The following is a 24,333-nucleotide window of genomic DNA, read 5'->3' on the forward strand; positions in this document are numbered from 1 at the left end:
TATGTTGCCGCTTCGGGCGAAGCGGTATTTTTCTTTGCAGAAAACCATCATCGGGTCTCAGAGGAGACTGACTGGAGGAGACAGCATGATCCGAACCATCCTTTTTGATCTTGACGGGACGTTAATCAATACGAACGATCTGATTCTTGCATCGTTCCAGTACACACTCGACAAGTACTATCCTGGAAAATATACCCGGAAAGACCTGATCCCGTTCATCGGCGAGCCGCTTGATGTCAGCTTTGCCCGTGTCGATCCGAAGCGCACCGATGAACTGATCGAAGTCTATCGCGACCACAACAGCCGGAACCATGACCGACTCGTGCGCGAGTTCCCGACCGTGCATGAGACTCTGGACACACTATCAAAAGAAGGCTGCCGGCTCGGTGTGGTTTCGACGAAAAAACGGGATATGGTCGAGCGCGGACTGAAACTGACCCACATTGACGGCTACTTCGACACGGTAATCACGAGTGATGAATGCCGCAGGCTTAAACCGGATCCGGAGCCGGTTGAACGGGCGATGACCCGGCTGACCGCCGAGGCGGCAACCACACTGATGGTCGGCGACAGTCCGTCCGATCTTCTGGCCGGCTCTGGCGCGCATGTCCGTACGGCAGGTGTCGGCTGGTCGCTCAAGGGACGTGCTGTACTCGAACGTTTTCACCCGGATTTCCTGCTCAGCCGGATGAGCGATCTGCTCGGGATTGTGAAGACAGTTGAAAGCAATGTCTGAAGTATTGAATCACTTTTTTGTCAAAAGTGAAAGAAGTCACAATTTAGTGCTCACAATGTGACATTGATCACATTAATAAATTGGCTGAGACGGTATATATTTAGTTGGTGATGAAAATCACCAGCAATTATATGTAAGCGTTCTATTATGACGGGAGGTTGGTATCATGGTTCGTTGGTTACGCACAAGTAAAACAGCTTCAGTCATTTTGCTCTTATTGCGGCTTTGGCTTGGATGGCAGTGGACGCTGGACGGTTTTCACAAGGTTTTCGGGGCAAAACCGTTTGACGCTTCCGGCTTCATTCACGGCGCCATTGCCCATCCGGTAACAGGTCCGACAGGTAATGTTTTGTACGGCCCGTTTAACGCTTTTCTTCAGCATGTCGCATTACCTGCATCGCCTTTCTTCAGCTTTCTTGTTAAATGGGGCGAACTGCTTGTCGGCATCGGCTTGATCCTTGGCACGTTGACTACAGCGGCGATTTTCTTCGGTCTGCTGATGAACTTCATGTATATGTTTGCCGGGACGGTATCCACCAACCCGCTTTATGTACTGATCGGCGTTCTCATCTTATTTGCCGGATTCAACGCCGGAAAATTCGGCGGCGACTATTGGGTGGTTCCGTGGATCCGTCGTACCGTCGGCGGCTGGTTCCATAAATCTGCTGCGGACGGCAAAATCGTCTGAAGCTGCGGAAAAATAGTGATTCATCTGCCTGGCAGCACCGCTGCCGGGCTTTTTCTATACGATAAAATCTTTCTTCGCCTGCTTCGCCATGCGGTCAGGAACGTTCAGCGCAGCGCTCTGAACCGTAAGCAGCCGTGAATGAACCAGCTGCTCTGTCACCTGCATTTTCACTGGTTAACCCGCAAATTAAATATGCTATACTGTCTACAGAGTAGAACAGGTTACACGGAGGCTTAAGATTTAATGAGTAAAGAAGATCATTTGCACCATGCGCAGGTGATTCCGCTTCGGATGGACGGCGATTTTTTCTATCAGAAGGGGATGGCCTGCTATCAGAAGGGCGAACTGGAGCAGGCGAGAAAACTGCTTGACCGGGCACTGCGGATCAAACCCAATGAGGTTGAGTACCTTTGCCAGCAGGCGGCTATTTTATCTGAACTTGAGGATTACGAGCCGTCGATCAGTCTGCTCAAGAAAGTGGTGCACGAACTGGACGGCCGGATGACGGAATGTTACTTTTTTATCGCCAATAATTATGCGTATCTCGGCGATTTTGAGGCCGCGCTGTCGGAAGTCAAAACCTATATGGCGCTGGAGCCGCATGGGGTGTTCGACCACGAAGCACGGGAACTCTACGCTATGCTGACGTCTGAAGACGGCAAGTCGGTTCAGGAACAGGAACCGTCTTATGTCGGTTTCCATGAACGTGGCCGTGCGGCGCTCGAGCACGGAAGGTTTGAGGAATCCGTATACTGGTTTAAAAAAGTGATCCATGAGCAGCCAGATTACCTGCCTGCCCGCAATAATCTGGCGGTTGCCTATTATTCCATGGACGCTGCGGATCAGGCAATACAGGAAGTCGAAGAAGTACTGGCGAAAGATCCGGGGAACATCCATGCGCTGTGCAACCTGGCCGCATTCTTTCATCAGACCGGCCGGACGGGTGAATGGAAGGCGGTGCTTGATCGGCTGGACAACATCTATCCGATGAATCCGGAACATTGCGGAAAACTCGGATCGACGTTCCTGTTTGCGGGCAACTACCCGAAAGCCTACTACTGGCTGAAATGTGCGGAGCGAAGAGGCGTCCGCTGCGACCAGGTCTTCTTTTTCTGGCTGGCGCTGGCTGCCTGCCGGACGGGCCGTCTGGAGGAGGCTGAAACCTGCTGGAAACAAGTCGACTATTTCAGTGACAAACCTTTTCATCCCTTTAAATACGCAAAAATTCAGGAACTGATGTTTGACCCGGCTGCCCGGAATAATTTTATGATCCGGGATCTGATCGGCAAGGAAATTCAGGACGGCGGCAGGCCTTATCAGCTCTTTGCTTTATTTTACAGTGCGGGTTTCAACGACGAGCAGATGCTGGAACAGGCGGCACAGCATAGCACGGACGCAACCGTCAGCAATATTGCCGGCCGTTTTCTGAATGAAAGGCAGTCGGCGCAGCGTGACGAGCGGCTGGCCATCATGCGTTCTGTTGAATCGCTGACCGGCGGCGAGCAGGAAACGATGAAACATCCGGAGCTTTACAGCTTCTGGCTGATCGTCGACGCACTGATCGGCAGCGACAGGAACACAGATCGGCAGGGATGGGCCGGAACGCTGTACTATTTGTGGAAGAAAGAGTTCGGCAACCACGTGTCGCAGAAGGACGTGGCAAGCAAGGCCGGGACAACGGTCTACCGGATCCGCAAGCATGTGGCTGAACTGACGCGTGCGCTGGACAATCAGTGGGAAGAGAAACAGTTGCATCGAACTAACGAAGCGGATTTCAGAGCCTGAGCAGGATGCTGGACTTTGTTGCTCCGTTTCTTTAGCATAGAATTATCAAATGAACAGATAATAATTATTATAATCTGCTCAGGAAGGAACGGGATCTTAAGTGGCAGATCAGGACAAAATTTATGATGTGATTATTGCGGGAGCCGGCCCGGCAGGTATGACGGCGGCTGTTTATGCGGCTCGCGCCAACATGGACACGCTGATGATCGAGCGCGGCGTGCCCGGCGGTCAGATGGCCAATACCGAAGCAGTTGAGAATTACCCGGGGTTCGAATCGATCCTCGGCCCCGACCTGGCGAACAAGATGTTTGACCATGCGAAGAAATTCGGCACCCAATACGCCTATGGGGATATTAAAGAAATCAGAGATGGAGAAGATTTCAAGACGGTTGACTGCGGCAGCAAAACCTACAAGGCCCGGACGGTGATCGTGACGACCGGTGCGGAATATCGTAAACTCGGTGTGCCCGGCGAAAAAGAACTGGCCGGCCGCGGTGTATCGTACTGTGCCGTTTGCGACGGTGCGTTTTTCAAGGGGAAAAATCTGGCAGTGATCGGCGGCGGCGATTCCGCCGTTGAAGAAGGCACTTATCTGACCCGCTTTGCCGCGAAAGTCACGATCATTCACCGCCGTGACCAGCTGCGTGCTCAGAAGATTCTTCAGAACCGCGCATTTAATAATGAAAAGGTTGAGTTTATCTGGGATACCGTCTGCACCGAAATCAACGGAAAAGACGGCAAGGTAACCAGCCTGACGCTCAAGAATAAAAAAACCGGGGAAGTCACCGATTTTCCTGCGGACGGTGTTTTTATCTATGTCGGTATGAACCCGCTGTCCGAAGCTGTTGAGAAACTCGGCATCACCGATGAGCACGGTTATATTGTGACGAATGAACAGATGGAGACACGCGTTCCCGGAATTTTTGCTGCCGGCGATGTCCGCCAGAAGGAACTGCGCCAGATCGTCACGGCAACCGGGGACGGCAGTATTGCCGCGGACAATGCCCAGAAATTTGTTGAAAAACTGAAGGACCAGTCAGCTGTCGGCTGATAGCGCAGAAGTGCAGAGATTCACTTTGCCTTAATGTGTCTGTCATTAATCTGCAATATTCGGGCGGTATAATAAATTATAGAAATTGACCCCCCTTTTTATTAAATAGGATGCTTTTATGGTGCGGATTCAGTTCTGCACCTCTTTTTTTGGAAAATTTCCGTGGGATTGTGCTGAATCATCGTGGCCCTGCCGCCCGTTTTCGCCCGGCAGACACCGGATTGTGAGTGCGCCGCTTCCTGAACCCGTTGTTTTCGAGTATACTGTTGTTAAGTACAGCAACCGGCCTGCGGACCGGAACTGAGACTGACGAATTATTTAGTGACGGGGCGGGGAGAACGATGAGAGACATTCAAGTTGTGATTATTACCGGGATGTCGGGCGCCGGGAAAACGGTAGCTACGCGCATCTTTGAAGATATGGGCTATTTCTGTATCGACAATCTCCCCCCGACGCTGATGCCTAAATTCATGGATCTGATCGAAGGGTCCGATTCGGAAAAATTGAATAAGCTGGCGCTGGTGATGGACCTGCGCGGCGGTGAATTTTTTGACTCGCTGCTCAAATCACTGAACGTCTTCAGCAAGTCTGAAAAAATCAAACCAAAGATATTGTTTCTGGATGCTAACGATCAGACACTGGTCAGACGTTATAAGGAAACACGCCGTTCGCACCCGCTTTCTCCAAAGGGAAGGCCGGTTGAGGGCATCCGACTGGAACGCAGGAAGCTGGAAGAGGTCAAAGGACTGGCTCAGTATTATATCGACACGTCGGCACTGTCGTCACGCCAGCTTCGGGATCAGATTATCAGTGATTTCGGAAAGGAAAGCGAGACGTTTCGTGTTAATCTGCTGTCCTTCGGTTTCAAATACGGTCTGCCGATGGATGCCGATCTTGTCTTCGACGTGCGCTTTCTCCCGAATCCTTATTACGTGAAGCATATGCGTGACCGGACTGGTCTGGACGCGGATATATCGGAGTATGTGCTGAAATGGACGGAGACGCAGCAATTTTTAAAGAAACTGACGGATTTGCTGCAGTTCATGCTTCCGCAATACAAACGCGAAGGGAAAGGACAGATCGTCATTGCGATCGGCTGCACGGGCGGCAAACACCGTTCGGTCGCCCTTGCCGAGTGGCTCGGGAAGAAGTTTTCCGCGGATTATCCGACCAGTGTATCGCACCGGGACATAGAGAGAGGATAAGTAAAAAGATGACGGATCGTAAGAAAGTTGTGGCCATAGGCGGCGGTACCGGGCTTCCGTCCGTACTTCGCGGCCTGAAAAAATATCCGATTGATATTACGGCCATTGTAACGGTGGCGGACGACGGCGGCAGCAGCGGGATGCTGCGCAACGAGCTCCAGATTCCGCCGCCGGGAGATATCCGCAACTGCCTGGTCTCCCTTTCAGATGTGGAACCTATTTTTGAAAAACTGCTGCAGCATCGTTTTAAGACAGATGCCGGTCTGAACGGTCATTCGATGGGGAACCTGCTGATCGCTGCCCTGACGTCGATTACCGGCGACTTTGTCAAGGGCGTCCGGGAAATGAGCCATATTCTCAATGTTCACGGCGAAGTTCTGCCGGCTGCCGACCAGGGCATCGTGCTTGGCGCGGTGATGAATGACGGCAGCGTGGTGGAGGGTGAATCCACCATTCCGACGGTGAATAAAAAGATTGAACATGTCTTTCTGGAACCGGATAACATCCGTCCACTGCCGGAAAGCGTCGCAGCGATTCGGGAGGCCGACCTGATCACGCTTGGCCCCGGCAGCCTGTACACAAGCGTCATCCCGAATCTGCTTGTCCCGGAGCTCGCCGAAGAAGTGGTTCGCTCACGGGCGCGAAAGGTATACGTATGTAATGTGATGACACAGAAGGGCGAAACGGACGGGTATTCGGCTTCAGATCATATTGCGGCGATTCACCGTCATGTCGGCAAACCGTTTATCAACACGATACTGGCCAATAACCAGCCGATCGCGCCGTCGATTCTGGACGCCTATGCCGGTGAATGTGCAGAACCGGTGTCGGTCGATCGTGATCGTCTGGAACAGATGGGTCTTGATGTGATCTCAGCACCGCTGATCCGGACGAAGGGCGGCGTGATCCGCCACAATGAAGCAGCGGTCGCCAAACTGCTGATGACACTGTTTACGAAGAAAAAAGTCTGAGCCCAGACCGACGAAAGGGGTGCCGGGTCTTGTCATTTGCTGCAGATACGAAGAGAGAGCTGGTTACACTTGATGTCGATGACTGCTGTGCGCGCGCTGAACTGGCCGCCCTGACGCGGATGAACGGATTTGTCTCAATCCGCAACAAGCGGATCGAGCTGGATATTGCGACTGAGAACGCCGCAATATCACGCCGCATCTATCGCCTGATCAAGCAGGTCTACAAGGATTATCAGATCGAGATTCTCGTTCGCCGGAAAATGAGACTGAAGAAGAACAATGTCTATATTGTCCGCCTGAAAGAGACGGCGGGCCGTTTCCTTCGCGATCTGAAAATCATTGACGAGACGAGTCAGTTTACCCGGGAGATTGCCCCGGAACTGATCCGGAAAAAATGCTGCCGCAGGTCGTATTTGCGCGGTGCCTTTCTCGCCGGCGGATCGCTGAATCATCCCGAATCGTCTTATCATCTGGAAATATTTTCGAATTATGAAGAACATACGTATTCTTTGGCTAAACTGATGAATAAATTTGAACTGAATGTGAAAGTGCTGCCGCGGAAAAACGGGTATATCATCTATATGAAAGAAGGAGAGAAAATTACAGATTTTCTCAGCATCATCGGTGCCAACAGGGCGCTCTTCTATTTTGAGGATATCCGGATTGTCAAAGACATGCGCAATTCAGTCAACCGGCTTGTTAATTGTGAAACGGCCAACCTGAATAAGACGGTCGACGCGGCAACACGCCAGGTGGAGAATATCCGACTGATCGAAAAGCAGATCGGGCTTCAGGAACTGCCGGATAAGCTGCGGGAAATTGCTGAACTCCGGCTTCAGAATCCGGATATTACCCTGAAAGAGCTGGGTGAACTCGTCAGTGGCGCACCGATCAGCAAATCAGGCATCAATCACCGGTTCCGAAAAATTGACCGGATCGCCAGCCGGATCCGGCAGGGACAGGTATAAAAAGGGGGTGAGGCTGATGATTAAGAAAACCGTGACGGTACAGCTGAGAAATGGCCTTCAGGCACGCCCGGCGGCTTTGTTCGTCCAGGAAGCGAGCCAGTTCTCCTCACATCTGACGCTCGAAAAAGACGGGCGAATCGTCAATGTGAAGAGTATCATGGGTGTCATGGGCGTTGCTCCGGCATTCGGCGACCACTTTATTCTGTCGGCGGACGGACCGGATGAGAATGAAGCCATTGCAGTTCTATCGGGTCTGGTTGAAAAGGCCGAATAGAGTTCGGTAAATTGTAAGCGCTGTTATTGAGACGATAAAAAGTTGCATTTCGAATCATTGCTCTGTGAAGTTACACATGAAGGGCATCTGAATATGATCTGTTTTCAAAAAGTAAAAAAACAGCCTGCAACGCATTTTGTGCGCCGCAGGCTGTTTGCCTTACATGACAAATTATTTTGCATTGACAAGAATCTCGTCGATCAGGCCGTATTTCTTGGCTTCTTCAGCCGACATGAAGTTATCGCGGTTGGTATCTCTTTCGATGACTTCAAAAGGCTGGCCGGTGCGTTCTGCATAGATATGGTTCAGTTTCTCACGGATCTGAAGAATCCGTTTCGCGTGAATTTCCATATCGGAAGCCTGTCCCTGCATGCCGCCGGACGGCTGGTGGATCATGATTTCACTGTTCGGCAGTGCATAGCGCTTGCCCTTTTCACCGGCCATCAGCAGGAAGCTGCCCATGGATGCGGCCATGCCGATACAGATGGTCGAGACCTTCGGCTTGATGTACTGCATCGTGTCGTAGATCGCCATGCCAGCTGTAATCGATCCGCCGGGGCTGTTGATGTACAGGGAAATATCTTTTTCGGAATCTTCGGCGGCAAGAAAAAGCAGCTGCGCCACAACCGCATTGGCGACATTGTCGTCGATTGCCGAACCCAGCATGATGATTCTGTCTTTCAGCAGCCGTGAGTAAATATCGTATGCCCGTTCACCGCGATTTGTCTGTTCAATAACTGTAGGAATTAAAGGCATTGATGCTACCTCCTCATTGATCTAAAAGTGATTTTCTGTCTGACCAAGGATAATCATACATTAAAGGTCAGTATAGGTCAAATTTTATCTCCCGAAATCCGGCCGTCACGAGCGAAAATCCAGCCGATAAAGCCGAAAATCCAGCCGTGATCCATTTTATGGAAAATGTCCGGCAGTGCACTTTTCGAAACAATAACAAAAGACCACGCTCAGAATTGATCTGAAGCGCGGTCTTCCAGTCAGTGCGCTCGAAGGGATTCGAACCCCCGCCACATGGTACCGGAAACCATTGCTCTATCCAGGCTGAGCTACGAGCGCATATCTGCAAAATTAAAGTACATCTTCACTGACATCTGTTAATTTTAAGCGATTGCCGGTCATTTTGCAACCCCTGGATGAAAAAAATGTCCGGTGCACCGCTCCGAACATTCGCCCGCCCAATTTCAGGTGTCCCGGAAAAAATAGGTTAATCCATTAAGGCAAGGCGTTTTCCCTGCTCATAGGCTATGAATGTACTTAAATTTGTGAGGAGGAACAAATTTGGAGGTATCACCTTATTCCAATAACCCGACCCCGTCCAATCCCTATGCTCCGTGCCAAAATAATTATCCCGGGATGAAACCGGCAGCGAACGTGCCAAACTGGCACCCCGCTCATGCGGTGGGACCGGCGGCCGTCCATAAAACGGTCACCAGTCCGTACGGGAAAAAGCCGGCCGGTTTTCCGGTGATGGGGAAAGGTTCGGTCACCGGGAATACACTGCATTGTCCGCCCACTCAGGCGGGGGCGGTCTACGATCCGCAAGACGTCAATGTCCAGGACATTTACAAACCGGTCATTGTCCGCCATATTCACCCGATGCATACGCGCATCCGGACACACTACATTTATGAGCACCAGCACTTTTATCCGCATACGATGTCGCAATGCTGCGATGAACGACATATCAACGTTCAATGCGGACATCCGTGCTTTCCGAAACCGCACTGCTGAAATCCATATGGAAAGACCCAACCGGACTTCTGATGGCCAGAGGTCCGGTTGTTCGGTGCGCGACAAATCCCGCTGTCCGGAAAAAGTCAAAGTTTATTTAGAATTGTTTTATTCTGGCCCGCAATGTATGATAGAACATGTTGGCTGGAAACGCCACGCGGTTTTCAAGCCGGATAAACCAGAGTAAAAGGGAGTTGATTACTGAATGAGTTCCGACAGTTCGTCTCATCAGAAACCCGGACCCGGGCATAGTAAGGGGGAAGTTTCCATATCGTTCGGCTGTCGGCAGTTCTTCAGTGACCGGCCGTCCTGTGCCTGACCGGTATGTCTGAGCTTCCTCCAATTCAAGAGGAGGCGGCAGGATGATTGATATTTACCTGACCGATGAGCAAGATAACTTGATTAAGAAAGATGAACTGGCCAAGGGGTGCTGGATCAACTTAACCCGGCCATCAGAATTTGAAATTGGAAAGATTGTCAGGGGAACCGGCATTCCTTCCGATTACATTCGCGACTCACTGGATGATGATGAACGGTCCCGTATCGAAAAGGAAGACGATACGGTGCTGATCATTGTTGATTTTCCGGTCCTTGTTGAGGATGAATCGGATTCTGCTCCTTATGACACCATCCCGCTCGGCATGATCGTGACGCCGTTTTATTTTGTCACGGTTTGCCTGCAGAGCAATCCGATCATCGACGACTTTGTCAATAATAAGATCAGAAATTTTTTTACTTATAAAAAGACACGCTTTACTTTACAGATTCTCTATGCGATTGCCCGCTATTATCTGAGATACCTCAAGACGATCGACCGGCGCACGTCGCTGATCGAGCGCGAACTGCATGAATCGATGCGCAACAAGGAACTTTTCAACTTGCTGGCGCTCGAAAAGACGCTGGTCTATTTCACGACCTCTCTGAAGTCGAACAATATTGTAATGGAGAAGATGACGCGGCAGCGGTTTATGAGAATGTACGAGGACGATCAGGACTTGCTGGAAGACGTCATCATCGAGATCAAACAGGCGATTGAAATGTCGGAGGTGCACAGCAACATTCTGAGCGGCATGATGGATGCCTATGCCTCGGTCATCTCAAACAACGTCAACGTGGTCATGAAGTTTCTGACGACCGTGACGATCGTCCTGTCGATCCCGACGATGGTAGCCAGTTTCTACGGAATGAACGTTCAGAACATTCCATTTGCCAGCGAAGCCCATTCGTTCTGGGTCCCGTTTATGATCGCCCTGATTCTGTCCGGAGTCACGGCTCTGTTTTTCTGGAAAAAGAAATACTTTTAATCAAAATCTTCTCGAGTGGAGTCAGCAGACTCTGCTCTTTTTTTATCCCAGCTAAAAAATGGAAGCGTAGCCACTCCGGCTGCGGCTCTGGTATAATGAGTGTCAGGAGGTGATCGCGGTGGGTCTTTCACTGGTACAGAAACAGTCGCTGAAACAGAAGCTGGCGCCGGCACTTTATCAATCGGTCAAACTCCTGCAACTGAACAATCATCAGCTCGTTGATTTTGTGGCTCAGAAAGCGCTGGAGAATCCCCTGATCCATACGGCATCCGTCCGGCCGGCAGATGTTTCTGCAGGCTCGCGGCAGTGGCGTGAAGAGAGCCGCAGTACAACGGATGTCATTGAAGAGACGATTGCCTCTGCAGCCGATTTCAGAGAGGAACTCCATCACGATCTGCACCAGCTGACATTGGAAAAAGTGACCCTGGCCGCTGCGGATTTTCTGATCGATAGCTTGAATGAAAAGGGCTATTTTGATGCTGATCCGTTAGCACTGCTTGGCGGATACGGACTCAAACCGGAAACGGCGGGCGCTGCCCTGGATGCGGTTCAGTCGCTGGAGCCGGCCGGCATCGGGGCGCGGACGCTGACGGAGTGCCTGCTCCTGCAGCTGAAGCGGATGACGCCGGCGCAGCCGCTGGCAGAAGCCATTCTGACCGGACATACGGATTGCTTCCTGTCTGGAAACTGGTCCGGACTGGCCGCCGCGCTGCACACATCACCAGAGGCAATCAGCCGTGCGGTGGCCGTGATCCGCGGACTTAATCCTGCTCCTGTCGACACTGTGCAGACCGGGCCGGCTCAGTATATCATTCCGGATATTACGATTCTTAAAAGTGACGAGGGACTGCGCTGTGAACTGGAAGACCGGGATCTTCCGGTGATTTCGCTGGACAGTCAGAATTACATGAATTATATGGATGCAGCCGACAGCGAGACGAGGCGCTACTTGCGTGAAAAAAAGGCGGAAGCAGACTGGCTGATCTCCGGCATTTCAAGGCGCAAGCAGACACTGGTCCATCTGACCGAATTGCTGATGACCGAACAGGAAGCCTTTCTGAAGACAGGCAGTGAGGCAGCGCTGCGGCCTTTTCCAATGAAAGCGGCGGCGCAGCGTCTCTCACTGAGTGAATCCACGGTCAGCCGTGCGGTTGCCAATAAATATGTCCAGTCGCCTTATGGCTTGCTGCCGATGAAAAAATTATTTGTTCGTGCGTTAAGACCGGCGCAGAATACGATTTCGTCCTTTCAGATACTGGCCCGCATTCGCTACTGGATCGGCCGGGAGGATCCCCGGCATCCTTATTCTGATGCACAGCTGGTCCGACTGCTGGCCGCGGAGAATCTGCACTGTTCCAGAAGGGTGGTTGCCAAGTACCGGATGAACTCCGGCATCGGTTCGACGGCCGAACGGCGGGTGCGCTGAAGACACGAGTCACGCTGTTTAACACTGTTTATGAGAAATTATTCACAAAATACATGGGACGCCTCTCGCCTCCCGGACGAATCTTGTCCTGGCCTATGGGACTTGGATTGTCCCTGATAAGTGCCCTGAGCGTGTCGAAAATGCCGGGATTGTGTTTGATTACGCGAAATCCGGGGAATACTCAACATGTCTATTTCAGAACATGATCCTGATAAAAGGGGGAGGATAACCACCTGGAGAGAGAATCATTTTCAAAATATGCTGACAGTTCCGACTATGAAAGAAAACGCATGGCATCAAGGCTTGCCATGGTTGTGACAAATTTGCGTCGAAAGGCAGATCACACAAAACATTTACATTTTTATGCTTGTAAACGCTGAGAAAAGTTGATATCATGATCAATGGAGCAGATGGGACATAAAATGACTTATGTGGGACATTTTAAGACCGCTTTTGAGTCGATCGAGGGGGACGCTGTGGAACACTTGCTTGATCTTCAGACAAAGCTCATCCCTGATGTCTTAGACATAATGTCCAGCCGCTACCGTATTCTTCAATCCTTACATTTTCTTCAGCCGATCGGAAGACGCAGTCTGTCGTCCCATCTTGGTATGACGGAACGCGTCCTGCGGGGCGAAGTGACATTTCTCAGCCGGCAAGGCCTGATTCAGATGGCGTCAAGCGGCATGTACCTGACGGAACAGGGTGAGGGACTTGTCCGGAAACTGGGTAAAGCCATGGAGGACATTTCGGGCCTGAAGGAAATGGAGAAGAAACTGGAACGCTGTTTAGGCGTTCCAAGAGCAGTCATCGTATCCGGCGACAGTGATCAGTTCAAACTGGTCAGAAACGAGATCGGGCTTGCCTGTGTCAAGGAAATCGAGCGCTGTCTGGAAGAGGATAACATCATCGCGGTAACCGGAGGGTCTACTCTGGCGGCTGTCGCGGAAATGATGCATCCGCTCCGAAAGCCTCACCGGCAGCTTCTGTTCGTCTCTGCAAGAGGCGGACTTGGTGAAGAGGCCGAGAACCAGGCAAATTCGATCTGCGCGAAAATGGCCGAGAAGGCTGAAGGACACTATCATCTGCTCCACGTTCCGGACCAGCTGAGTGACGACTCGTATCACAGCCTGATGGAAGAACCGAGCATCCATCGCATTCTGGATCTTGTTCACAGTGCGACGATGGTCGTGCACGGGATCGGCAGTGCCAGAACAATGGCACTCCGCCGCCATTCAGGCGTCGAGGTTCTCAGACAGGTGGATACGGAACATGCTGTGGCCGAAGCTTTTGGCTATTTCTTTGATCGGACGGGCCGGGTGATTCACAAAGTCCAGACGATCGGACTGCAATGGGAAGACCTGTTTGGCGCACGGTCCGTGATTGCCGTAGCCGGGGGCAAGTCTAAGGCTGAGGCAATTAAGGCTTATTTTAAGAGGGGTCCGGATTCCGTGCTGGTCACGGATGAGGGCGCCGCGCAAGAGATTTTAAAAAATATTTAAACCATTTAGGAGGTCATCTTCGTTATGACAGTAAAAGTTGGTATTAATGGTTTCGGACGTATCGGTCGCTTGGCTTTCAGAAGAATCCAGAACGTTCCTGGACTGGAAGTTGTTGCAGTTAACGACCTGACAGATCCGGCAATGCTGGCAAACCTGCTGAAATATGATACAACTCAGGGTCGTTTCGACGGCGAAGTTAAGGTTGAGGAAGGCTACTTCGTAGTCAACGGCAAGAAGGTCAAAGTTCTTTCACAGCGTGACCCGGCACAGTTGCCTTGGGGCGAACTGGGCGTCGATATCGTTCTGGAATGCACCGGCTTCTTTACTTCTAAAGATAAAGCTGAAGCACACCTCAAGGGCGGCGCAAAGAAAGTCGTTATTTCTGCACCTGCCAAGGGCGATATGAAGACGATCGTATTCAACGTTAACCATGATACGCTGGATGGCTCGGAAACCGTTATTTCCGGTGCATCCTGCACAACCAACTCTCTGGCTCCGGTAGCTAAAGTTCTGAACGACAAGTTCGGCATCGAAAAAGGCCTGATGACGACTGTTCACGCTTATACCGGCGATCAGATGACTCTTGACGGCCCGCACAGAAAAGGCGACCTGCGCCGTGCCCGTGCCGCTGCTGAAAACATCGTTCCTGCTTCTTCAGGTGCTGCAAAGGCCGTTGCGCTTGTTATCCCTGAACTGAAAGGCAAATTCGACGGTTCTGCTCAGCGTGTCCCTGTTAAATCAGGATCAACAACTCTGCTGTACGCTACGCTGAAGAAAAATACGACGGTTGAAGAAATCAACGAATCGATCAAGGAAGCTGCCAACGAAACTCTGGGCTACAACGAAGATCCGATCGTTTCTTCCGACGTTATCGGCATCACTTACGGCTCTCTGTTTGATGCTACTCAGACGAAGATCCTTGAAGTCGACGGCAAACAGCTGGTTCAGGTTGTTGCATGGTACGACAACGAAATGTCTTATACTTCACAGCTTGTAAGAACTCTGGAATACTTCGCCAAACTGTCCAAATAATGTTTGCCGAAGAAACTTTTGAATAGAACCTGAATAGCGGAAACAGCTTTGTTTCCGCTATTTTATCATGATGTGGCAATTTGGATCCGGCGCGGCCGGCCGTAAAGCCGGACACGGGCCGGATCCGGACTGGAATAAAGCAGAAAGAGGGGCTTTGTAATGGCAAAGAAAACAATTCGCGACATTGATGTCAAAGGCAAACGCGTTTTCTGCCGCTGCGACTTCAATGTTCCGCTCGATGGAACGACGGTTACCGATGATACCCGTATCGTCGCCGCACTGCCGACCATCAAATATTTGACCGAGCACGGAGCCAAATTGATTCTGGCTTCCCATCTTGGCCGCCCGACTCCGGAGAATCGTGATTCTCTGAAGATGGATCCGGTTGCTAAAAAGCTGAGCGAACTGCTTGGCAAACCGGTTGCCAAGACCGACGAAGTGGTCGGACCGGAAGTTGAAAAAGCTGTTGCCAAGCTGAACGACGGCGACGTGCTTCTGCTTGAGAACGTTCGTTTTGAAAAAGGCGAAAAGAAGAATGATCCGGAACTGGCCAAGGCGTTTGCTTCACTGGCTGATGTTTATGTCAATGATGCTTTCGGATCAGCTCACCGTGCTCATGCATCAACTGAAGGCATTGCCCATTATCTGCCTGCAGTTGCCGGCTTCCTGATGGAAAAGGAATTGAAGATTCTCCTCGCTTCGCTTGAAAATCCGAAGCATCCGTTTACGGCGATCATTGGCGGTGCCAAAGTTACCGACAAGATCGGCGTCATCGAAAATCTGCTGGACAAAGTCGATACATTGATCGTCGGCGGCGGCCTTTCTTATACTTTTGTTAAAGCTCAGGGCTATGGCATCGGCAAATCACTGCTTGATGCAGATAAGCTCGAACTGGCCAGGAAATTTATCGAAACAGCCAAAGCGAAGGGCGTTAATTTCCTGACGCCGATCGATACGGTTGTTGCCGATAAATTTGCGGCTGATGCCAATGTCAAGACCGTTGATATCGATAAGATCCCTGAAGGCTGGCTTGGCGTCGATATCGGACCGAAGACCGTTGCTTTGTACGCGGATGCCATTAAGAAGTCCAAACTGGTTGTCTGGAACGGACCGATGGGCGTCTTCGAAATGGATCCGTTTGCCAAGGGCACGGAAGAAGTTGCCAAGGCTCTGGCCGAAGCAACCGATGCAACCACAATCATCGGCGGCGGCGATTCCGCTGCAGCGGTTGCCAAGTTCCATCTGTCGGACAAGATGACTCATATCTCAACCGGCGGCGGTGCATCGCTTGAACTGATGGAAGGCAAGATACTTCCGGGCGTTGCTGCACTGAATGACGCTGAATAAATTTTTGTAATTGAACTGCAAGAAAGGATGGGTGTCATACATGTCACGCAAACCGATTATTGCCGGTAACTGGAAGATGAACAAAACGGTTAAAGAAGCACATGAATTCGTCGAAGCGGTCAAGGACAAAGTGCCTTCTCCGGATATCGTGGATTCGGTGGTTGCCGCACCGTTTGTTGCACTCGACCGCATCGTTGCCGACGCGAAGGGCTCCAATCTGAAGATTGCTGCCGAAAATGTTCACTTTGAAGAATCCGGTGCCTATACCGGAGAAGTCAGCCCGGTTATGCTTCAGGACCTGGGTGTTGACTATGTCATTATCGGCCATTCAGAACGGAGAGCTTATTTCGCTGAAACGGACGATACAGTCAATAAAAAGGTTCTGGCTGCACTCGCACATCATCTTCTGCCGATTTTCTGTGTCGGCGAATCGCTGGACGAGCGAGAGGGCGGCAGATGGCAGGCTGTGATTAAGAATCAGGTCACCAAGGCATTTGCCGGCGTTCCTGCAGATCAGGCTCCGTCTGTTGTTGTTGCCTATGAACCCATCTGGGCAATCGGCACCGGTAAATCCGCAACTGCGGAAATTGCTGAAGAAGTCTGCCATTTCATTCGTGAAACGATTGCCGGGCTGTACGGCAAAGATGCTGCCGAAAAAGTTCGCATTCAGTATGGCGGCAGTGTAAAACCTGCCAACATCAAGGATTTCCTGGCTCAGGCTGATATCGACGGCGGTCTTGTCGGCGGCGCAAGCCTCCAGCCGGAATCGTTCCTGGCTCTGCTGGACGGCGCCAAGGCCTGACTGCCGCACGATGCATGGCTTCGACGTTGTGCACAGGCTGCACGTTCTTAGTCGATAATCCTTGCATTTGAATCACTATTGAATCAGAATGATTTGCTCCGGAACCGGTTCTTTGTCCGGACATCGGCCGGTTTCCGGCAGCAGTACTTAAAATATCAAAACAAAATAAGGAGAGATACTGATGTCTCTAATTACGGATGTATATGCACGCGAAGTCCTCGACTCCCGCGGCAATCCTACAGTTGAAGTAGAAATCAATACCGAAGACGGCGGTTTCGGCCGCGCACTGGTACCAAGCGGTGCCTCAACCGGTGAACACGAAGCCGTTGAATTGCGTGACGGCGACAAGAGCCGTTACGGTGGCAAGGGTGTACTCAAGGCTGTCAGCAATGTGAACAATCTGATTGCACCGAAAGTTGTCGGCCTCGAAGTTTCCGAACAGGTTGCTCTCGACAAGACAATGATCGATCTCGACGGCACGGAAAACAAGGGCAAACTGGGTGCCAACGCCATTCTTGGTGTTTCACTGGCTGCTGCCAATGCGGCTGCCGATGAACTCGGCATTCCGCTGTACCGCTATCTCGGCGGTGTCAACGGCAAGGTTCTGCCGACGCCGATGATGAACATCCTGAACGGCGGCAAGCACGCCGACAATAGTGTCGACTTCCAGGAATTCATGATTATGCCTGTCGGTGCCGATTCCGTTCACGAAGCGATCCGCATGGGTGCAGAAGTTTATCACGCACTGAAATCCGTTCTTTCGAAGAAGGGCCATCTGACCGCTGTCGGCGACGAAGGCGGTTTTGCTCCGAACCTGAAGAACAACGAAGAAGTGCTGAACACGATCCTCGAAGCGATCGAAGCTGCAGGCTACAAGCCGGGCAAGGATGTTAAACTGGCCATCGACCCTGCTTCTTCTGAACTGTACGACGAAAAAACCGGCAAGTACAACTTCAAAGGTGAAGGCGTTGTCAGAACAACCGATGAGATGATCGACTACTACAAGAAACTGGTTGAAGAATTCCCGATCATCTCGATTGAAGACGGTCTCGATGAAAACGACTGGGAAGGCTGGCAGAAACTGACCAGGGCGCTCGGCGACAAGGTTCAGCTGGTCGGCGACGACTTGTTCGTGACCAACACAGATTACCTGAAGAAAGGTATCGACCTTGGTGTTGCCAATGCGATTCTGATCAAAGTCAACCAGATCGGTACGCTGACTGAAACGCTGAATGCGATTGAAATGGCTCAGAAAGCCGGCTACGCTGCCGTTGTTTCTCACCGTTCAGGTGAAACGGAAGATACGTCGATCGCCGACATCGTTGTTGCCACAAACGCCGGAGAAATCAAGACCGGTTCCCTGGCAAGAACAGACCGTATTGCCAAGTACAATCAGCTGATGAGAATCGAAGAAGATCTTGGCAACGTTTCTCAGTATCTCGGCAACGATTCTTTCTACAACATCAAATAAGATTCAGTCCCTTAACGTTTTAAAGGCTGGATGTAAAAAACGGTTCCGTCCCGTTTTCGGGTTGCGGAACCGTTTTTTTTAATTTGTCTCGTGTTTTGTTTATAATAAGAGTCGTAGACATTTTCAGAAAAATTTTCGAAAAAGGCTGGCATCGTTTATGATTCATTATTCCGAAAACCAATTTGCCGACAGCGATAAATTTCCTTTTCGCATGAGCATTGATGAGTTTCATGTGGGGGAGATTACCGGTTTGCATGATCATGCGTTTACTGAAATGATCTACGTGGCCGGCGGCGCCGGCATGCATCAATATAATCGTCGGACAACCGAAATCCGGCGCGGCGATGTGCTCATCATTCAGCCGGGAATGATGCATGCATACAGTGTCGCAAAGGGTTCTTACCTGAAACTTTACCGAATCATGTTCCATCAACGGCTGCTGGATGGTGAATGGGCGACACTGAATCATGCATCGGCATACATTGATCCCTTTTTCATTGATCCGTCGATGATCGGGAATAAGTCGTTTCATTCCTCCCTGTCGCTTTCCTCGAGCCGGCAATTCGAACTCGTCCTGCTGCTCGACCGGATCTACAGCGAATATACCAGGAAGTCATGGGGCTATCACTGCATGATTCGGATGCAGCTGATGGAAGTATTTCTTTACCTGGCCAGATGGGCGGCTGCAGAACGCCCTCAGTCTGTTGAGAAAAAGGATCAGTATGAAGAAATTTGCAGCTATGTCAAGCAGCATTATATGCAGGAAATCAGTCTGAAACAGATGTGCAGCTTCAGCGGCTTGAGCCAGTCCGCTTTTACGATGAATTTTAAAAAGGCAACCGGCGTTTCCTTTCTCGACTATCGAAATAAAGTCCGCATCGATGCGGCCAAAGATCTGCTGACCACCACGGATCTGACGGTGACGATGGTCGCTCAGAAGGTCGGATTCAGAGATATCAGCAATTTCAACCGAACGTTTAAGCGTTTCGAAGCCTGTACCCCGAATGTTTTTCGCAAGAACCAGTCGATCTCCGCGGAATGAGGATTATTGTCAATGACAATGGTTCTCATTATTCATATTCTCTTCTCAACGGCCGGTCGTTTTAGCAGATCGGCTCATTTCTTCGGCATATCTGCACAGTTTTTTTCTCCCCTCAGGATTACGATGTAATTGTAAGCGGTACAGCAATTCTATATAATCTCGTATATCTGGAAAGTGGGGGAAAGAAATTGGCAACTCCTAATGTATTCAACACATTTCATTTTCTGGTGCTACATTTCCCGATTGCACTGATCGTCGTCAGCTTTCTGTGTGATCTCGTAGCATCATTCGTGAAAAAGTCAAAATGGAACGGGACACTGAAGAAGGCAGGCTATATCACGCTTGTCGCAACGGCAATCACCGGTATTGTGACTTGCCTGGCCGGCCTGATTGCAGCTGAATCACTCGGCCTGATGGCAACCATCGGGGCACATGCCACGAAGGCAATTATTTTCACAGCCTATGTGACCGTTCTGGCTGTTGTCCGCATCGTTCTTTCGAAAACGACGAAAAAAGATTTCGGGGACAACCTGCTCTACCTGGTGTTCTCACTCGTCGGTGCGATTCTGGCTTTCACGTTGTTCAAAATCTATCGCTATCCGCACTGGGGGGTTCTTCAGTTCACCGTTCCGCTGGTGATTGTCGGCTTCCTTGCTGATCTGTCCGCAATTATCTGGAAAGCGAAGAGCTGGGCCAAGAGTCTGCAGGACATCGGCTACACGTTCCTGATTCTCGGTACAGTTGCCATTATCGCAACAGTTATCACCGGCTACATGAGAGCCGCTGAAATGCCTGCGTTGGCACATGCCGCGGTTAAGCCGGTTAAGTATGATCCGGCTGCGCTTCATCTGCATGCGGTATGGGGCGTGATCACCATGATCGCCTTCATCATACTGAGCGTTGTCCGTTCGTACTTCCACTTCGAATTTGAAGCGAAAGACTTGCTGAAGGGCAAAGCAGTCTACATCGTCGGTGCGGTTGTCTGCATCGTCATCATTTCCGTCGCTTCTCACCTTGGCGGTACGATCGCTCTGTTCCCTGAACTGTTCGGGAAATAAGCGGCATGCATCACTAAGGCGTAAAAAAAGGAAAGTCCGAACCACCGGGCTTTCCTTTTTTTACAATGAATCGGCCAGGATCATCTGAGAAAAAAATTTCCGGAATTTTTCAGTTAAGAGGAGCGGTATTATATCACAGAAAATAACTGCTTTATGTGATACATGTCATATTACAATTATAAAAAAATCATTAAAATTTAAATATATTTGACATTTGTCTTACTTTCCAATAACTCAATGGATATCCGATTGACCTGAATGGAGTAGAAACATTGAAAGGAAGCGAATTCAGTGAAAAAGGAAGAACCAACAATTTATCAGACTGTTCTTCAACGAGGGTATTCTCGGCGCACGTTTCTTAAAATGTGCGCAGCGCTTGCCGCAACCCTGGGTCTGGACTATTCACAGACAAATACGGTTGCCCATGCACTGGAAACGAAAAAGCGAATCCCGGTTATTTGGCTGCAGATGCAGGATTGTACCGGCTGCTCGGAATCTTTCATCCGGTCTTCCTATCCAAAGACCGAGAGCGTTATTTTTAATATGATTTCACTGGAATATATGGAACTGCTGACTGCTGCAGCAGGTTTCCAGACGGAGGCGGCAGAGCAGAACGTCCTCAAAAAGTATGCCGGTGAATATGTCCTCGTTGTCGAGGGAAGCGTTCCGGTCAATCCCTGTTATCTGACGATCGGCGGCCGTTCCGGTGCCGACCTGTTAAAAGAGGCAGCCGCACACGCGAAAGCGGTCCTCGCCTTCGGTACCTGTTCCTCATGGGGCGGTATTGCCAAGGCCAAACCGAATCCGACGGGTGCCCGGCCGATTGCCGCCGTCCTGAAAGGAACCCCGATCATTCGTGTCCCCGGCTGCCCGCCGATTGCCGAGGTGATGACCGGTGTTCTGGCGCATATCGTCACATTCGGTTCGCTTCCGGAAACGGATATGCTCGGGCGTCCTAAGGCTTTTTACCGGCATCGGATTCATGACAAGTGCAACCGCCGTGCTTATTTTGATGCCGGTCTGTTCGCCGAGTCCTTCGATGATCCGAATCTGAAGGCCGGCTATTGCCTCTACAAACTGGGCTGCAAGGGACCGACGACTTATAATGCCTGTGCGGAACTGCGCTGGAACGGCGGCATCAGCTACCCGATTCAGTCCGGCAATCCGTGCATCGGCTGTTCAGAAGCAGATTTCTGGGATAACGGACCGTTCTATACGCACGAGGCGAAACTGCCGCTGACCCAGACGACGATCAATCCGGAGAAGTGGGGTGCCGGGATTACCGCCGCCGCCGCTGTCGGTGTCGGCGCCCATGCGGGCATTACTGCAGCGGTAAAGCATCATCAGGCGAAAGACCAGAATAAGGGTGATCATCATGAGTAAACGTATCGTTGTCGATCCGATTACGAGAATTGAAGGGCATCTGCGGATTGAAGCGGACGTCCAGAATGGTAAAATTCAGGATGCCTTCAGCTCCGGAACGGCGATCCGCGGGATTGAACTGGTGGTTAAAAACAGGGATCCGCGCGACGTCTGGGCCTACGCGCAGCGTATCTGCGGCGTCTGTACCACAGTCCACGCGCTGGCAAGCATCCGTTCGGTCGAAGATGCTCTGGGCATTCGGATTCCGCAGAATGCCAACCTGATCCGCAATATCATGAATGCGACGATCATCCTGCATGACCATGTCGTTCACTTTTATCATCTGCATGCCTTCGACTGGGTCGATGCACTGAGCGTGCTGAAAGCCGATCCGGCTGCCACCAGCAAACTGGCGCAGTCGATTTCGCCGTGGCCGAATTCATCGCCGGGCTATTTCAAGAGTGTCCAGGCTAAGATCAAGAAAGTGGCGGACAGCGGCCAGCTGGGTGTCTTTGCCAACGGGTACTGGGGGCATCCGGGCTACAAACTGCCGCCGGAAGTCAATCTTCTGGCAGTTGCCCACTACCTTGAGGCGCTGGACTGGCAAAAAGAGATTGTGAAGATCCATACCATTTTCGGCGGAAAGAACCCGCACCCGCATTACCTGGTCGGCGGGATGGCAACGCCGCTGGACATCAATATGGACAACGGCATTCATTCGGAGAAACTGGCACTCATCGATCAGCTGATCTCACAGGCTCACGATTTTGTCAATCAGGTTTATCTTCCCGACCTGCTGGCCATCGGCTCGTTCTACAAGGACTGGGCGAAACAGGAGATCGGCGGCGGGCTGAACAACTATCTGTGCTATGGCGACTTTTCGACGAAAGACATCCATGACACGCAGTTATACCGGGTCCCGCGAGGAATCATTTTGAACGGCAACATGAACGACGTGCTGGATATCGACCCGCGCGACCCGAATCAGGTCAGTGAGCTGATCGATCACGCCTGGTACACCTATGACGGCAAGGCGAGCGGCGGACGCCATCCATGGAAAGGCGAAACCAGCATGAATTATACCGGTCCGACGCCGCCGTTCCAAAACCTGAACACGAATGAAAAATACAGCTGGGTGAAGTCGCCCCGCTGGAAGGGCAATGCGATGGAAACCGGTCCGCTAGCAAGGATCATGGTCGGTTATGCAAAAAATACCGGGGATTACCGTGCACTTGTTGACGATACGCTGAAAAAGCTTGGTCTCCCGATCACGGCACTCCACTCGGCAGTCGGTAGAACCGTTGCTCGCGGGCTGGATGCCCAGCTGGCGGCCGACTGGCTGCGCGACGATTTCAACAGCCTGATGGCAAATCTAAAAAGCGGCGATCAGGTCACTTTCGACAACAGCAAGTGGGAACCGAAGACCTGGCCGAAACACGCACTGGGCGTGGGTACGGTGGAAGCGCCCCGCGGCTCGCTCGGTCACTGGATTGAGATCAAGGACGGTAAAACCGCCAACTATCAGGCGGTCGTCCCGACAACCTGGAACGCCTCACCGCGTGACGATGCCGGCAGGATCGGCGCCTATGAGTCTTCACTGAAAAATGTACCGGTTGCCGATCCAAACCAGCCGCTCGAAATCCTGCGGGTGGTGCATTCCTTCGACCCATGTCTTGCCTGCGCTGTTCATCTGACAGATCTTGAGAACAAGAACAAGACGTCGGTTCGTGTCGATGGCTGATCAGAGGGGGGACAAGTGATGAGAACACTGGCGGAACTTAAACCGGTCATCCGGGAAAAGCGGGCAGAAGGACGGCTGGAAAACAGAAAAACAGCCGCAGCCGACCGCAATGCCGTTCATGCCCGCGAGCAGAACTCTGTCTACGTCTGGCAGCTGCCGATCCGGATCTTTCACTGGGTCAATGCGGCGTCGATTATGATCCTGATGGTTACAGGGATTTACATCGGCCATCCGTTCATCACACCGGCCAATAACGGAGAAGCTTATTATGATTTTTTCATGGGCTGGGTGCGGGACATACACTTCTTCACCGCGTTTATCTTTACAGCGAATCTGATCTTTCGCTTTTACTGGACGTTCAAGGGCAATCATTATGCTAAATCGCAGATTCTCCAGAAAAGTTTCTGGAGCGGACTGATTGAGACGGTGAAGGGTTATCTGTTTCTCCCAAATCACAAGCCGCATTATATCGGGCACAATCCGCTCGCTCAGCTGAGCTACTGGATCTTTATCGGGCTGGGCTCGGTGATTATGGTATTTACCGGCTATTACCTGCTTTTTCAGCCGCAGCCGGATTCCATTTTTGGCAAAGCGTTCGCCTGGGTGACGTTCGTCTTCGGCGGTTCGGACTATACCGTGCGTTCCTGGCATCATCTGGTTGCCTGGGCTTTTATGCTGTTCATCGTGATTCACGTCTATATGGCGTTTCGTGAAGACTGGCTGGCAAAGAACGGGACGATGTCGTCGATTTTTACCGGATATAAGTTCGAGCCGGCACATCGTGCGGAGGAAAAAGCGGCGGTGACGGTGCTGCACAAG

General features: G+C 51.3%; 21 protein-coding genes, 1 tRNA gene and 1 pseudogene. 21 read left to right on the forward strand and 2 right to left on the reverse strand.

Annotation, left to right across the window (positions count from 1 at the left end; genetic code table 11):
• Positions 1-85: 85 nt before the first annotated feature.
• The 8 genes from ppaX (at position 86) to D889_RS0107430 (ending at position 7,678) form a co-directional block, all read left to right on the forward strand.
• Positions 86-736: a pyrophosphatase PpaX gene (gene ppaX / locus D889_RS0107385; RefSeq protein ID WP_010631916.1), complete on the forward strand. Its 651-nt coding sequence runs from the start codon at positions 86-88 to the stop codon at positions 734-736.
• Positions 737-902: 166 nt separating this feature from the next.
• Complete coding sequence (locus tag D889_RS0107390) at positions 903-1,424, forward strand: DoxX family membrane protein (protein ID WP_010631917.1); 522 nt, start codon at positions 903-905, stop codon at positions 1,422-1,424.
• Positions 1,425-1,667: 243 nt separating this feature from the next.
• Positions 1,668-3,209 (forward strand): tetratricopeptide repeat protein, encoded by a 1,542-nt coding sequence (locus D889_RS0107400; protein WP_010631918.1) that lies wholly within the window; start codon positions 1,668-1,670, stop codon positions 3,207-3,209.
• 100 nt (positions 3,210-3,309) lie between these two features.
• Complete coding sequence (gene trxB, locus D889_RS0107405) at positions 3,310-4,260, forward strand: thioredoxin-disulfide reductase (protein WP_010631919.1); 951 nt, start codon at positions 3,310-3,312, stop codon at positions 4,258-4,260.
• A 341-nt stretch (positions 4,261-4,601) separates the two neighbouring features.
• Positions 4,602-5,465, forward strand: coding sequence for an RNase adapter RapZ (gene rapZ / locus D889_RS0107415; protein ID WP_010631921.1), 864 nt, complete (start codon positions 4,602-4,604; stop codon positions 5,463-5,465).
• Positions 5,466-5,473: 8 nt separating this feature from the next.
• Complete coding sequence (locus D889_RS0107420; protein WP_010631922.1) at positions 5,474-6,436, forward strand: gluconeogenesis factor YvcK family protein; 963 nt, start codon at positions 5,474-5,476, stop codon at positions 6,434-6,436.
• A gap of 29 nt (positions 6,437-6,465) precedes the next feature.
• Positions 6,466-7,404, forward strand: a complete 939-nt coding sequence (whiA, locus tag D889_RS0107425; RefSeq protein WP_010631923.1) for a DNA-binding protein WhiA — start codon at positions 6,466-6,468, stop codon at positions 7,402-7,404.
• Between the two features lie 16 nt (positions 7,405-7,420).
• Positions 7,421-7,678 (forward strand): HPr family phosphocarrier protein, encoded by a 258-nt coding sequence (locus tag D889_RS0107430; protein WP_010631924.1) that lies wholly within the window; start codon positions 7,421-7,423, stop codon positions 7,676-7,678.
• Positions 7,679-7,849: 171 nt separating this feature from the next.
• Here the strand turns inward: D889_RS0107430 and clpP are convergent, their stop codons facing one another.
• Both clpP and D889_RS0107440 read right to left on the reverse strand, forming a co-directional pair.
• A complete protein-coding gene (clpP, locus tag D889_RS0107435; RefSeq protein ID WP_010631925.1) occupies positions 7,850-8,434 on the reverse strand; it encodes an ATP-dependent Clp endopeptidase proteolytic subunit ClpP in 585 nt (194 codons plus the stop codon).
• 243 nt (positions 8,435-8,677) lie between these two features.
• A tRNA-Arg gene (locus D889_RS0107440) sits at positions 8,678-8,752 on the reverse strand.
• A 222-nt stretch (positions 8,753-8,974) separates the two neighbouring features.
• Here D889_RS0107440 and D889_RS0107445 point away from each other — a divergent pair.
• The 13 genes and pseudogenes from D889_RS0107445 to cybH all read left to right on the forward strand — a co-directional run.
• Positions 8,975-9,427: a CotD family spore coat protein gene (locus D889_RS0107445; RefSeq protein WP_010631926.1), complete on the forward strand. Its 453-nt coding sequence runs from the start codon at positions 8,975-8,977 to the stop codon at positions 9,425-9,427.
• Positions 9,428-9,789: 362 nt separating this feature from the next.
• Positions 9,790-10,731 carry a magnesium transporter CorA family protein gene (locus tag D889_RS0107450; protein ID WP_010631927.1) on the forward strand — a complete coding sequence of 314 codons (942 nt, stop codon included), beginning with the start codon at positions 9,790-9,792 and terminating at the stop codon, positions 10,729-10,731.
• Between the two features lie 118 nt (positions 10,732-10,849).
• A complete protein-coding gene (gene rpoN, locus D889_RS0107455) occupies positions 10,850-12,157 on the forward strand; it encodes an RNA polymerase factor sigma-54 (RefSeq protein ID WP_010631928.1) in 1,308 nt (435 codons plus the stop codon).
• 476 nt (positions 12,158-12,633) lie between these two features.
• Positions 12,634-13,659 (forward strand): sugar-binding transcriptional regulator, encoded by a 1,026-nt coding sequence (locus tag D889_RS0107460; protein ID WP_026039087.1) that lies wholly within the window; start codon positions 12,634-12,636, stop codon positions 13,657-13,659.
• A gap of 24 nt (positions 13,660-13,683) precedes the next feature.
• Positions 13,684-14,691: a type I glyceraldehyde-3-phosphate dehydrogenase gene (gap, locus tag D889_RS0107465; protein ID WP_010631930.1), complete on the forward strand. Its 1,008-nt coding sequence runs from the start codon at positions 13,684-13,686 to the stop codon at positions 14,689-14,691.
• A gap of 159 nt (positions 14,692-14,850) precedes the next feature.
• Positions 14,851-16,038 carry a phosphoglycerate kinase gene (locus D889_RS0107470; RefSeq protein WP_010631931.1) on the forward strand — a complete coding sequence of 396 codons (1,188 nt, stop codon included), beginning with the start codon at positions 14,851-14,853 and terminating at the stop codon, positions 16,036-16,038.
• Between the two features lie 40 nt (positions 16,039-16,078).
• Positions 16,079-16,840, forward strand: coding sequence for a triose-phosphate isomerase (tpiA, locus tag D889_RS0107475; RefSeq protein ID WP_010631932.1), 762 nt, complete (start codon positions 16,079-16,081; stop codon positions 16,838-16,840).
• Positions 16,841-17,021: 181 nt separating this feature from the next.
• Positions 17,022-18,311, forward strand: coding sequence for a phosphopyruvate hydratase (gene eno / locus D889_RS0107480; RefSeq protein WP_010631933.1), 1,290 nt, complete (start codon positions 17,022-17,024; stop codon positions 18,309-18,311).
• A 157-nt stretch (positions 18,312-18,468) separates the two neighbouring features.
• A complete protein-coding gene (locus tag D889_RS0107485; protein WP_010631934.1) occupies positions 18,469-19,353 on the forward strand; it encodes an AraC family transcriptional regulator in 885 nt (294 codons plus the stop codon).
• Positions 19,354-19,541: 188 nt separating this feature from the next.
• Positions 19,542-20,411 (forward strand): DUF2231 domain-containing protein, encoded by an 870-nt coding sequence (locus D889_RS0107490; RefSeq protein ID WP_010631935.1) that lies wholly within the window; start codon positions 19,542-19,544, stop codon positions 20,409-20,411.
• 291 nt (positions 20,412-20,702) lie between these two features.
• Complete coding sequence (locus tag D889_RS0107495; protein WP_010631936.1) at positions 20,703-21,794, forward strand: hydrogenase small subunit; 1,092 nt, start codon at positions 20,703-20,705, stop codon at positions 21,792-21,794.
• The gene (locus D889_RS0107500) at positions 21,787-23,514 is read left to right on the forward strand and encodes a nickel-dependent hydrogenase large subunit (RefSeq protein WP_010631937.1); all 1,728 of its coding nucleotides are present in this window, start codon (positions 21,787-21,789) and stop codon (positions 23,512-23,514) included. Before D889_RS0107495 ends, D889_RS0107500 begins: the two co-directional genes overlap by 8 nt.
• Before the next feature lie 75 nt (positions 23,515-23,589).
• Positions 23,590-24,285 (forward strand): annotated as a pseudogene (cybH, locus tag D889_RS15830) (Ni/Fe-hydrogenase, b-type cytochrome subunit); the annotation flags it as partial.
• Positions 24,286-24,333: the final 48 nt, after the last annotated feature.

Origin of the sequence: Sporolactobacillus vineae DSM 21990 = SL153 (genome assembly GCF_000377985.1) — a bacterium.
Lineage (GTDB): Bacteria > Bacillota > Bacilli > Bacillales > Sporolactobacillaceae > Sporolactobacillus > Sporolactobacillus vineae.